The organism is Streptococcus suis (assembly GCA_024583055.1).
Lineage (GTDB): Bacteria > Bacillota > Bacilli > Lactobacillales > Streptococcaceae > Streptococcus > Streptococcus suis_V.
Genome location: CP102145.1, coordinates 1 through 13,015 on the forward strand (window position 1 = coordinate 1; position 13,015 = coordinate 13,015).

Consider the following 13,015-nt stretch of genomic DNA (forward strand, 5'->3'; position numbering starts at 1 on the left):
ATGAAACGTATTACCGCTAATCAGTATCAGACATCAGAGCGTTATTATAAACTCCCAAAAGTCTTGTTTGAGAGTGAACGTTATAAGGATATGAAGCTGGAGGTTAAGGTAGCCTACGCGGTTTTAAAAGATCGGTTGGAGTTGTCTTTGAGTAAAGGTTGGATTGATGAGGATGGGGCTATTTATTTGATTTATTCCAATTCAAATCTGATGGCACTATTAGGCTGTTCAAAGTCAAAATTACTTTCAATCAAAAAAAACTTACGTGACTATGGCTTAATTGATGAAGTCCAACAGTCCTCTAGTGAAAGAGGTCGAATGGCAAATAAAATTTACTTGGGGGAATTAGAACATGAAACTACCCCAGTCTTACATACAGACGGGGCTAGTGTTAAAAAAACACTAGGGGGGTCTCAAAGAAAGACGGGGCCGGTCTTAAATTCAGCCCCTAGTGAGACTGAAGGAAGTGAGACTAAATATAGTGAAACTAAAGGGAGTGATTTCCTTATTGAGGACGAGGAGGAGAGGCAGCAAGTAGATGAGAAACAAGAAGAGAACTTTACTTCAAAAGTCGATGGCGTGACCAAGTACGATCGAGATTATATTTGGGGTTTGGTTCATGACCAGTTAAGACAGTCGGGTCTATCTCAGTCGGCTAGTGACTATGCCATGATTTATTTTAGTGACCGTTATCAGTATGCATTGGAACATATGCGATTTGCTCGGTCAGCGGAAGTAATAGCTGAATATGTATTTAATGGTGTGCTGTCAGAGTGGACCAAGCAACTGAGACGACAAGAAGTAAAGGGAGGTGATTAAGTTGATTTGGTGGATACTAGGTGGAATCTATCTGATTTCTATCGTCATTTTGATTGTTGAAATCATCCGTGCACCTGAAATGGATGAACATATATAGGCAAGAGTTTTACAAGTGTAAGGCTCTTTTTTAGTTGGAAAGAGAGGAAAAATGAAATTTTTAGATTTATTTGCTGGGATAGGCGGTTTTAGGCTAGGGATGGAATCACAGGGTCATAAATGCCTGGGCTTTTGTGAAATTGATAAATTCGCCAGAACATCTTATAAAGCCATGTTTAACACAGAAGGGGAAATAGAATACCATGACATTAAAGAGGTCACAGACCATGACTTTAGACAATTTAGAGGGCAAGTTGACATCATCTGCGGGGGATTTCCTTGCCAAGCTTTTTCACTCGCAGGAAGACGACTGGGATTTGAAGATACTCGAGGGACTCTCTTTTTTGAGATTGCTCGAGCGGCCAAACAAATCCAACCACGTTTTCTATTTTTGGAAAACGTCAAAGGCCTACTCAATCACGACGAGGGACGGACGTTCGCCACAATCCTCTCCACGATGGATGAATTGGGGTATGATGTCGAATGGCAGGTGCTTAACAGTAAGGACTTCCAAGTCCCGCAAAACAGAGAGCGGGTCTTTATTATCGGACATTCTAGAAGATACCGTTCCAGATTCATATTTCCTCTCAGAAGAGAAAACAGCCCAGCTCATCTTGAAAGGCTAGGAAATATCAATCCCTCTAAACGTGGTTTGAATGGCGAAGTCTATCTGACGAGTGGACTTGCTCCTACACTAACAAGAGGTAAAGGAGAGGGAGCTAAAATCGCCATTCCAGTCTTAACACCAGATAGACTAGAAAAACGGCAACATGGTCGTCGATTTAAGGAAAATCAAGACCCTATGTTTACTTTGACTAGTCAAGACAAACACGGGGTTGTTGTCGCAGGAAATCTGCCGACTAGCTTTGACCAGACCGGTAGAGTATTTGACATTTCTGGCTTGTCACCGACCTTGACCACCATGCAAGGTGGAGACAAGGTGCCAAAGATTTTGCTGAGGGAGGAACTGCCATTTCTGAAAATCAAGGAAGCCACAAAAACAGGGTACGCAAAGGCAACTCTTGGAGACTCTGTCAATCTGGCTTATCCAGATTCAACCAAACGTAGGGGACGAGTGGGAAAGGGAATATCCAATACCTTGACAACTTCAGACAATATGGGAGTGGTGGTTGCTGCTCTGGAATATCGACAGGATAAGTGGTATGAAGTCACAGGCATTGTCTTAGAGGGAAAACTTTATCGCCTGAGAATAAGACGACTGACACCAAGAGAGTGTTTCAGACTTCAAGGCTTTCCTGATTGGGCTTATGAAAGAGCAGAAAGTGTTTCCAGTAAGAGCCAGCTATACAAACAGGCCGGCAATAGCGTGACTGTCACAGTTATTGAAGCCATTGCCAGAGAATTTAGAAGAACGGAAGAGGAAGAAAAACATGAACTTACTACATAAGAAAAGTATCCTAGATTGTACTGAATTAGAAGAACATATTCACCAAGCTGAAACCAATCAGCTATTACAAAAGATACTGTCGCTCCCCAATTTTGATTGTGACTTTGAGGTGACTTTTGAAGATGATTACCACAAAGAGATGAATGATCCCCTATTCTACGAATCCAATCTTCATCAGATTTCGGATTTTATGGAAACTAGGGATATTAAAAATGGTGTAGATACACTACTGACGAAAGACAATCACCTGGCCTTTCGTGCCTTTGGTGAAAATTATTCTGCTAGAGGAAAGGATGGCATTTTAACGACTTTAGTGATAGTCAAGTGCTTTGGTGAAGGACGGATGCCCATTGATATGAGTCGCTATTTCTCAACTCCTGAACCAACAGTTGAAAATAGCCTAATCCTATAAGGAGGTGCCTATGCTTGAGGTATATCTAGGAAATAATGCCAATACAAATCAAGATTTACTAACCATTTTGACGACCTATGGGGTGACTTATCGTTGTACAAAAGCGTGTGATGTAAACCGTGAAATCTTACTGTCACTCTTTGCCAAAACCACGGATTGTTTTGAGTTGCTGTCGCCACGATTTCTTCGCTTTAAACGTCAATATTCGATAAGTTTGAATGAGATGATTCAGCTCATTCTCCAAAAGCCAGACCAGAATCTTCGGTTGCCACTCATTGTTTGTCAGAATCATGTCTATCCAGCTATTGGGCTAGACGAAGTGCGTACCTTTCTTCCCAGACAAGTAAAAGAAGAGCTGTTTCAGGCTAGTCTGATGAAACAAGTGACAGGGTAGGTGTGAAGATGAATGAACGATTTTGGGATAATTTAGAAATCATACTCTCAGAAAGAGAAATCACTTGGGCAGAACTAGCTCGAAAGGTATTCAAAGGTCAATATGTCTATCCCAGTGAGTTTAATCGCCTCTATCAAAAACTGCGACATTACAAATCCAATCGCCTGATGCCACAAACAAGATGGGTTGAGCGAATCGTTCTAGTCTTAGACATTGATTATGAAGATTTATTCAAGAGGTGGCAATGATAAGGATAGTGTTGTTTTATCTAGCTATACAGCTTAACGGTCTTCTGGTGAGTTTATACCTGAAAGAGTATCTGACAATAGAGGGAATAGTCTTGCTACAATTGGTCCTATTAAGTGTGACTTGCTTAGAGATTGCCCGTCATAAAACTGTTCAATTAAAAATTGTGGGCGTACAAAATCGCCTAAGTTGGTTGCTTCTTGGCTTTGTGGCTATGGTTGCTTTTGCAGTCTTCATCAGCTTCCTATTTCCAGGTCAGACTAGGAATCAAGCGGTATTGGTACAAGTAGGAAAACAGGTTCCTTATGTTATCTTTTTATTGTTTCTGGCCAATGCAAGTATCCTTGAAGAAATTGTTTATAGGCAATTGCTGTGGGAAAAATTGATATTCCCTTTTGTACAAATAGGCGTGACCAGTTTTCTCTTTGTTCTATCCCATAGCCCCAATCAGTTAGGGAGTTGGCTCATCTATAGCTGTCTTGGCTTGACCTTGGCTGCTGTTCGATTGAAAACTGATTGTATGACGGCAATCATCTTACATTTACTTTGGAATAGTTTGGCTTATGTCGTAACTTTCTTGTGATACCAAAATCAAGAGTGTTTCCGTATTATGGAAACACCTTATGTTTGATAGGGAATCGAAAAAAAGAGGAGGTCACCATGTCATCTGAACAACAAGAACGTCAAGCGATGCAATACGTGGAAAGAAGTAGTTTATTGACAGTTAGAACCCTCTTAAAGCTCTTAGAATGGTCGGCTAGGCAAGCCTTGGCTCAAGATTCAGCTTATAAGATTGGGGTTCAAAAACTGGAAGAACTCCTTCTAAGTCCTTACGCCATTGAAGCGATTGATGTTAGTAAAGACATCCTAGATAAGCCAATTGATGTTGAGAAATTCAAGGAGTTAATGGAGTCAGAAAAACTGCCAATCGCAATTAGTTGGCAAAAAGACTATCTCTACTTTTTTGCCAAGGATAAGACCTTGCTCGATCATCACTTGGATGAATTGTTGAAGAAACTGATGTCTAATCCAGAGAAGCTAGAAGGTTTAACCTTTGATAAAACCTTGGATCAAGAGATAGAACTGGCCAAAGAGAAAATTAGAGTGACAGAACCTTCGGCAGTCAAAACCAAGGAGGTGACCTTGTAATGTATTCCAGGCAAAAAGCATTTGTCTTTGGACTCTTGGGTCTCGCCTTTGGCTATTTCTGCCATCGTCTAACCCTACTCTATGATAGTTTAACCAATGCCCCACCTATGGAACGTATTGCCTACCTCTTAGGAGATGGGTTAAATCAGGTTTTCAATCCTTTATGGCTATTTTCCTTTACTCAAAAATCTCTTCTTGCCTTTATCCTTGGAATACTAACGATCACACTAGTCTATCTTTATGTATCGACAGGACAGAAAGTCTATCGAGAAGGGGAAGAATACGGTTCTGCACGATTTGGAACCAGTAAGGAAAAGCGGAACTTTTACAGTAAGAATCCTTTCAATGACACGATTTTGGCTCGTGATGTTCGTCTAACCTTGTTGGAAAAGAAGAAACCCCAGTTTGACCGAAATAAAAATTTGATTGTCATTGGGGGTTCTGGGGCAGGTAAGACCTTTCGCTTTGTGAAACCCAACCTTATCCAACTTAATTGTTCCAATATTGTCGTAGATCCGAAAGACCATTTGGCTGAAAAGACAGGCAAGCTCTTTTTAGAAAACGGTTATCAGGTCAAGGTTTTAGACTTGGTTAATATGACCAATTCAGACGGTTTTAATCCCTTTCGTTATGTAGAAACAGAGAATGATTTGAACCGCATGTTAACGGTCTATTTTAACAATACCCGTGGGTCTGGCTCTCGCAGTGATCCATTTTGGGACGAGGCTTCCATGACATTGGTGAGAGCTATTGCCTCTTATTTGGTAGATTTTTACAATCCTCCAGGAAGTTCCAAGCAAGAGCAGGAAGCAAGACGTAAGCGTGGCCGTTATCCAGCCTTTTCTGAGATTGGGAAACTCATCAAACTCTTATCAAAGGGAGACAATCAGGACAAAAGTGTTCTTGAAGTCCTGTTTGAAGATTACGCTAAAAAATACGGTCATGGGAACTTTACCATGAGAAACTGGGCGGATTTTCAGAACTACAAGGACAAGACCTTGGATTCGGTCATTGCTGTGACGACCGCTAAGTTCGCCCTTTTTAATATTCAATCGGTGATTGATTTGACGCAAAAAGACACTATGGATTTGAAAACGTGGGGCACTCAAAAGACCATGGTATATCTTGTTATTCCAGATAATGATACGACCTTTCGTTTTCTATCTGCATTATTTTTCTCTACGGTTTTCTCCACTTTGACCAGACAGGCTGATGTGGACTTTAAAGGGCAACTGCCGATTCATGTTAGAAGCTATCTGGATGAGTTTGCGAATGGTGTGACACGTTCTACGCCCAAAGCGGTAGGAATAACCGACAAAAGCGTAGCCTAAAGTCACAAATAATTTAATAATGTGGTTTTAGAGAACTGCATAACTAAAATTTCAAATGAAGGGGTAACGCCCAGAAGGGAATTCGCTAATACTTCGAATAGCGTTAGTTGAATACAGACGACTAAGGTTATAAGCTCGGAGAAGTCGTGCGAAGCACACCCTAAAGTAGAAATACTAGGAAAGATACCTAGAGGTAGGTGTTGTGTGTGACAGTGCGGGCGGGGTTGCCATATGGTTAGAATGACCAAATAGGCGGTCTGACAAAATTCCGAATGTACGGCTCTAAACGAATGGCTGGTAGAAATGCCAGTGTACCAGTGGGTACGCAAGTGGGGTAAAGTAAAAGTTGTTAGTATGAAATACCCTCTGTGTTTACAGGACACAGGTATCTTGAGAAAAGTCTTGAAGATAATACTTGCAGGGCTAAAGGAATGACCTAAGTGGTAACAATCCTAAGTTATGTGGAACGTGGAAAGCAACCAATACGGGAGCTGACTGTATCAGCGACAAAGTACCGTAGTTGTATCGAAAATGAAAAGTCTGAAAGAACATTTTCTACAATAAGTGCATTTGTGGTTGTGAGAGTAGTGGCACAGTACCAAAGAAACCGTGATAATAAGCGGTGGAGGGATAGCCACAAGCCGATACTAAATTTTCTTTCATGTCTATATAGTAATCACCAAAAGGAGATTTTCATAGCTGTCGTGGTGCGACTAAGAAAAAATCATTCTCCGATAAGGAGTTGGTTACTATGGCAAAACGAATTGTAAATAAAGCAGAACGAAATGCAGAAAGGTATGACGCTAAAGAAATAGGTTATCAGCTTTATGAAGATAGCCTGAACGGTAAGAGATTTGATAGGCTCATGCCAATGATTGTCTCTGAACAAAACATCATACTTGCATATCGAAATATCTGTAAAAATAACGGGAGTAAAACTCCTGGTACAGATGGTAAAACGATTGTAGAAATACAGAAATTACCTATCGAAATGGTCATAAAAACCATCAGAAACAAGTTGAACTATTATCAACCAAAGAAAATTAGACGAGTAGAAATCCCGAAAGATAATGGAAAGACAAGACCTCTTGGAATTCCGAGTATTTGGGACAGACTGATACAACAGTGTGTCTTACAGGTGTTAGAGCCAATCTGTGAAGCTAAGTTTCACGAAAGAAACAATGGTTTCAGACCGTACAGGTCTACACAGAACGCAATAGCACAGTGCTATAAAATGGCACAAATACAAAATCTGCACTTTGTTGTAGATGTAGACATTACAGGATTCTTTGATAATATTGACCACTCAAAACTTATCCGTCAGTTATGGGGATTGGGAGTACAGGACAGAAAGCTGATTATGATAATCAAGCAAATGTTAAAAGCAGATATTCTATTCAAAGATATCGTCATCACACCAGAAACAGGTACACCTCAAGGTGGTATTCTATCTCCGCTATTAGCTAATGTAGTGTTGAATGAACTGGACTGGTGGGTTGCTAATCAGTGGGAAATGTTCAAAATCAAAGAGGGAAGTACAGGCTACGAGTTTACAAAGGTTGATAACGAGGGAAACATACTCACAATAGACCGAACGCAGAAATGGAACAAGCTCAGAGCAAAAACCGACTTAAAAGAAATGTATATCGTAAGATATGCGGATGATTTTAAAATATTCTGTAGAGATTATGTGACAGCGGTTAAGGTAATGGGTGCGACAAAGCTATGGTTAGCTGAAAATCTTCACTTGAAGACAAGTGATGAAAAATCAGGAATTACTAACCTTAGAAAGAACTACACGACTTTTCTTGGAATAAAATTCAAGGTAGTACCAAAAGGGAATAAGTGGATTATTCGTTCCCATATGGCAGATAAGAGTAAAGTCAAGGTTATCAGTAAACTGGGTTCTGTTTGGAAAGATATTAAAAACCCAAGCAAACAAAGTGAATTAGATAAAAATATAAGTCTTTACAACGCTATGGTAATGGGAATGCACAATTATTACTGTATGGCAACGCTTGTGTCATCCGACTTTGCGGAAATAGCCTTTAAGGTTACAGGGAAAAGTAACGGAATGAATCATAACAAACGATGCTTTCCCATAGAGAAACAAGGTGAAATTACAAGCAAATACATCTTGGATAAGTACGGAAAGTCCAAACAATGTAGATGGATAAATGGTCGTATGATTGTTCCTGTCGGATATGTATCTTATGAATATCCAAAATATAAAAGACGTGAAGTCAACAAATATGTGAGGAAATACTCAGACGCTGAAAACTGTATCAGCTTTGAAGTTATGAAGTATATGATGGAAAATGCTCATCTCTATCCTACATTAGAGATGGCAGATAATGCTCTTTCAAGGTATATAGCACAAAAAGGCAAATGTGCTGTTACGCATAATGCTTTGACCATTGTGGATATGGTCTGTGAACACATCAAGCCTTGCAAAGGAGAAAGAAACGATACTTACAGGAATTTAATTATTCTCTCAAAAGAGGTATCGGATTTGGTAGGAGAAGAAAATAGCAATAAAGTAAGTAAGCTACTCAAAAATCTACCATTGACCAAAGAAATGCAAGATAAAATCAATAAGCTTCGTGAACACAGGGAGCTAGAAATGATACAATTCGAGGACTATATAGGCACTAAAAAGTAAGATTTAGTCGGTGGAACGCCGTGTGATGGGAAACTATCATGCACGGTGTGGAGCGGGGGAAAAGCCCGAGGTGGTAACACCAGAGGCTTACCTATCGCTATTCGGAGAAATCCCAGACTTTGCCGAACAAACCTCAACAGTTCGTTCTAGGAATATGAGTCTTGTGCCTATTCTCCAAAATATTGCTCAACTCCAAGGACTTTATAAGGAAAAAGAGGCTTGGAAAACTATACTGGGGAACTGTGACAGCCTCCTCTATTTGGGTGGAAATGACGAGGAAACTTTCAAATTTATGAGTGGTCTTCTAGGCAAACAAACCATTGATGTCAGAAGTAGCAGTCGCTCTTTTGGGCAGACTGGCTCAAGTTCTACCTCTCACCAGAAAATTGCCCGTGACTTGATGACGGCTGATGAAGTCGGGAATATGAAACGAGATGAATGCCTCGTACGCATTGCAGGAGTTCCTGTTTTTCGAACCAAGAAATATTTTCCACTTAAACATAAGAATTGGAAATGGCTTGCGGATAAGGAAACCGATGTACGCTGGTGGCACTATCATATCAATCCCCTAACCGCTGAGGAAGAGGTAGATTTGTCAGGCCATAAAATAAGGGATTTAAGCACAGAAACGACACTACATTAATAGAAATGAGGAATTATATGAATCAAAAACTATCAGGCTTTGTTTACGGGGTGGACGCTAGCTCCATGTTCTCCCAAGCCATGTCTCTATTACAAAAAGGTTTGATTGCAGTAGGAGCCTTTCTTGTTGTCATGGGCATTATCAACCTTTCAACCAACATTAAAGATGGTGGGCCAGGTGTCCGAAATGCCATTCTAGAAATTGTTGGTGGGGTCATGGTGGGAGCCGCTGGTGCTTTTGTGACTCAGATTACCATTTAGGGGAGGACAGCACATGACATGATAATGAATTTTACGTCACCTTTTGTATTTCTAGCCTCTGAAAAAGTATCTAGCGACAGCCTTTTTGAAGGGTTTCAAGTGGATTTAGAATCAACCGCCAACTTGGTTAAGTCACTAGCGGACTTTAATCCGACGGTGTGGTCTTACATGACAGCCATTACCAAGGGGATTATGCAGCCCTTGGGAGTAGCTATTCTTGCGGTAGTTATTGTACTCGAATTTTCAAAAATGGCCAAGAAAATCGCAAACTCAGGCGGTGCAATGACCTTTGAAGCCATAGCACCTATGATTGTCAGCTACATCATGGTCGCGGTCGTGATTACCAATACGACGGTTATTGTGGAAGCCATTATTGCCATTGCCTCATATGTTATTGAACAAGTGGCAAGTCTTGTCACGAATGGTGGTGCTAATTATGATACCATCTCAGGCATTAAGGGATCTGGAATTGTAGGAAAAATGATTATTGGCTTTTTTGCGATTCTCATTTGGTTGGTACGAATGGCCAGCATCATGGTTGTCAATATCTTGATTACCATTCGCTTTATCCAACTCTATCTGATGATTCCTTTTGCCCCTGTTACCATTCCGACCTTCCTTAGTGATGACTGGAGAAGTGTTGGGATTGGTTACCTTAAAAACATCATGGTCTATGCCGTTCAAGGTATTTTGATTTTTCTAATTGTATCTCTTGTTCCCTTGTTTGAATCGGCTGGAAAGATTGCCGTATCAAATGGAGCTGGAGTGATGGAATCACTTGCCATTATGTTTGGTGGCTTGGTACAGGCCATCTTGTTAATCATTGCCTTGGTTGGCAGTCAACGAACCGCCCGAAGTATTTTGGGGATGTAGGAGGAAGGGAGTCACTATCTCGCCTCCTCTTTTTATAGCTTATTTAGATTGGAGAACATTTATGAACACACGTGTCTTTAAGGACATCTCAAAGGTTCAACACAGGGCATGGCTGGGATTTACAACTAGACAGGTTATTTTTGTATTTCCAGCTGTCGCCCTAACCATTTTGGTTTTGGGCTTGAACCTATTTTATTGGCAATTTGGGGATTGGTTTGTCTATGGTTTTGTTTTTAGCTTTACCATTCCACTCATGTTATTTGGGGTCTATCGCCCCAACGATTTACCATTTGAAATATACCTCAAGTACCGTTTTCATTATGAACTAACGGTGCCAGACCGCACATTTACTGGAAGAAAAGGAGACCAACGTGAAAAAATTAAAACACTCAATGAAATCAAAGACCTCTTCTAATGACAAAAAGCAAAAGATGAAAACACAGAAACAGGAAATCAGCCCTTCTACCGTAAATACGTTAGCCTATCAAGGACTTTTTCAGAATGGCCTTATGCAGGTCAGTCCAAGCTATTTCTCACAAACCTATCTCTTAGGAGATGTTAATTACCAAACAGTTGGCTTAGACGATAAGGGAGCTATTGTTGAGAAATATTCCGATTTAATCAATTCACTGGATGATCAGACCAATTTCCAACTGACCATTTTCAATCAAAAGGTCAATCTGGAAAATTCCGTAAGAGTATTCTCTATCCCTTGCAGGAAGATGGGTTTGATGCTTATCGTGATGAATTGAATCGCATGATGGATGCCAACTTAGAGGCGGGTGAGAACAACTTTTCAGCCGTCAAGTTTCTTTCATTTGGCAAGAGCGACCAAACACCAAAACTAGCTTTTCGTTCTCTGTCGCAAATTGGAGAATATTTCAGGAGTGGTTTTTCAGAGATTGCTGTATCTCTTGGTCTTCTTGGTGGAGAGGAGCGAGTGAATGTCCTTGCGGATATGTTACGAGGTGAAAATCATTTCCCGTTTTCTTACGAGGATTTGACCCTCTCAGGTCAATCCACCAAACACTTTATTGCCCCAACCTACCTTTCCTTTAAATACAAGAATCATATTGAATTGGACGATAGATTATTACAGATTGCTTATGTTCGTGACTATGGTATGGAGCTAGGGGATAAATTTATTCGAGACCTCATGCAGTCAGATTTGGAAGTGATGATTAGCCTACATGCCAAAGGCTCTACCAAGTCTGAAACCATGACCAAGCTAAGAACCAAGAAGACCTTGATGGAATCACAAAAGATTGGTGAACAACAAAAAATGGCTCGGACTGGAATCTATTTGGAGAAGGTCGGCCATGTTCTTGAGAACAACATCGATGAAGCTGAGGCTCTTCTTCAAACCATGACCCAAACAGGAGATAAACTGTTTGACACCGTATTTCTAATTGGCGTGCTTGCGGATACTGAAGATCAACTCAAACAATCTCTTGATATTATCAAGCAAGTGGCAGGGTCTAATGTTATGATTATTGATAACTTGACCTATATGCAAGAAGCTGCCTTTAATAGTCTCTTGCCATTTGGGAAGAACTATCTCGAAGGTGTTTCTCGGTCTCTATTGACTTCAAATATTGCCGTGAATGCACCTTGGACTTCCGTTGATATTCAGGACAAGGGTGGGAAATTTTATGGCATCAATCAAATCTCAAGTAATATCATCAGTATTGACCGTGGCAAGTTAAATACTCCGTCAGGTTTGATTTTAGGGACTTCTGGAGCTGGCAAAGGGATGGCGACAAAACATGAAATCATCTCTACTAAGCTCAAGGAAGCAGATTGCGATACTGAAATTATTATTGTTGACCCAGAAAACGAGTACAGCATTATCGGTCAAGCCTTTGGTGGGGAGAGTATTGATATTGCCCCAGATTCTACTACCTTCTTAAATGTCTTAGATCTATCTGATGAGAATATGGATGAGGATCCGGTTAAGGTTAAGTCCGAATTTCTCTTGTCTTGGATAGGAAAGCTCTTAGACCGCAAAATGGATGGTCGTGAAAAATCCTTGATAGATCGTGTGACACGCTTGACATATAAGCATTTTGACACACCGTCCTTGGTCGAATGGGTCTTTGTCTTAGCTCGACAACCTGAACAGGAAGCTAAGGACTTGGCACTGGATATGGAACTCTATGTGGAAGGGTCGCTGGACATATTTTCACATAGGACCAATATTAAAACAGACAGTCATTTCCTGATTTACAATGTCAAAAAGTTAGGCGATGAATTAAAACAGATTGCCCTCATGGTTATCTTTGACCAGATTTGGAATCGTGTGGTGAAAAATCAAAAACTAGGGAAGAAGACCTGGATTTACTTTGATGAAATGCAGCTATTGTTGCTGGATAAGTACGCTTCTGATTTCTTCTTCAAACTTTGGAGTCGTGTCCGTAAGTATGGGGCGATACCGACAGGTATTACTCAGAATGTAGAAACGCTTCTTTTGGATGCCAATGGCAGACGCATTATTGCCAATAGCGAGTTCATGATTCTTTTAAAACAGGCTAAGAGCGATCGCGAAGAATTGGTGCATATGCTTGGGCTTTCTAAAGAGCTGGAGAAGTACTTAGTTAATCCTGAAAAAGGGGCAGGCTTAATTAAGGCCGGTTCCACCGTTGTCCCATTCAAGAATAAGATTCCACAACACACCAAGCTCTTTGACATCATGAGTACGGACCCTGAAAAAATGAGGACATGA

11 protein-coding genes and 3 pseudogenes are annotated in these 13,015 nt (G+C 40.6%); all 14 read left to right on the forward strand.

Annotated elements, in window-relative coordinates:
- The 14 genes and pseudogenes from NQZ91_00005 (at position 1) to NQZ91_00070 (ending at position 13,015) form a co-directional block, all read left to right on the forward strand.
- Complete coding sequence (locus tag NQZ91_00005; GenBank protein UUM57811.1) at positions 1-819, forward strand: replication initiator protein A; 819 nt, start codon at positions 1-3, stop codon at positions 817-819.
- Positions 820-967: 148 nt separating this feature from the next.
- A complete protein-coding gene (gene dcm / locus NQZ91_00010; protein ID UUM57812.1) occupies positions 968-2,323 on the forward strand; it encodes a DNA (cytosine-5-)-methyltransferase in 1,356 nt (451 codons plus the stop codon).
- On the forward strand, positions 2,307-2,735 hold the full coding sequence (locus NQZ91_00015; protein ID UUM57813.1) for a hypothetical protein: 429 nt from the start codon (positions 2,307-2,309) through the stop codon (positions 2,733-2,735). Before dcm ends, NQZ91_00015 begins: the two co-directional genes overlap by 17 nt.
- A gap of 10 nt (positions 2,736-2,745) precedes the next feature.
- Complete coding sequence (locus NQZ91_00020; protein UUM57814.1) at positions 2,746-3,129, forward strand: hypothetical protein; 384 nt, start codon at positions 2,746-2,748, stop codon at positions 3,127-3,129.
- 8 nt (positions 3,130-3,137) lie between these two features.
- On the forward strand, positions 3,138-3,377 hold the full coding sequence (locus NQZ91_00025; GenBank protein UUM57815.1) for a transcriptional regulator: 240 nt from the start codon (positions 3,138-3,140) through the stop codon (positions 3,375-3,377).
- Positions 3,374-3,958 carry a CPBP family intramembrane metalloprotease gene (locus NQZ91_00030; GenBank protein UUM57816.1) on the forward strand — a complete coding sequence of 195 codons (585 nt, stop codon included), beginning with the start codon at positions 3,374-3,376 and terminating at the stop codon, positions 3,956-3,958. The genes NQZ91_00025 and NQZ91_00030 overlap by 4 nt, the downstream gene beginning before the upstream one ends.
- A gap of 77 nt (positions 3,959-4,035) precedes the next feature.
- A complete protein-coding gene (locus NQZ91_00035; GenBank protein ID UUM57817.1) occupies positions 4,036-4,524 on the forward strand; it encodes a hypothetical protein in 489 nt (162 codons plus the stop codon).
- Positions 4,524-5,798 (forward strand): annotated as a pseudogene (locus tag NQZ91_00040) (type IV secretory system conjugative DNA transfer family protein). The gene NQZ91_00035 and the pseudogene NQZ91_00040 overlap by 1 nt, the downstream one beginning before the upstream one ends.
- An 808-nt stretch (positions 5,799-6,606) precedes the next feature.
- Positions 6,607-8,517, forward strand: coding sequence for a group II intron reverse transcriptase/maturase (gene ltrA / locus NQZ91_00045; protein ID UUM57818.1), 1,911 nt, complete (start codon positions 6,607-6,609; stop codon positions 8,515-8,517).
- Positions 8,518-8,620: 103 nt separating this feature from the next.
- Positions 8,621-9,160: pseudogene (locus tag NQZ91_00050) on the forward strand (TraG/TraD/VirD4 family protein).
- A 17-nt stretch (positions 9,161-9,177) separates the two neighbouring features.
- A complete protein-coding gene (locus tag NQZ91_00055; GenBank protein ID UUM57819.1) occupies positions 9,178-9,420 on the forward strand; it encodes a hypothetical protein in 243 nt (80 codons plus the stop codon).
- Between the two features lie 18 nt (positions 9,421-9,438).
- Positions 9,439-10,293 carry a conjugal transfer protein TrbL gene (locus tag NQZ91_00060; protein ID UUM57820.1) on the forward strand — a complete coding sequence of 285 codons (855 nt, stop codon included), beginning with the start codon at positions 9,439-9,441 and terminating at the stop codon, positions 10,291-10,293.
- Between the two features lie 61 nt (positions 10,294-10,354).
- Positions 10,355-10,708 carry a PrgI family protein gene (locus NQZ91_00065; protein ID UUM57821.1) on the forward strand — a complete coding sequence of 118 codons (354 nt, stop codon included), beginning with the start codon at positions 10,355-10,357 and terminating at the stop codon, positions 10,706-10,708.
- Positions 10,665-13,015 (forward strand): annotated as a pseudogene (locus tag NQZ91_00070) (AAA family ATPase). The gene NQZ91_00065 and the pseudogene NQZ91_00070 overlap by 44 nt, the downstream one beginning before the upstream one ends.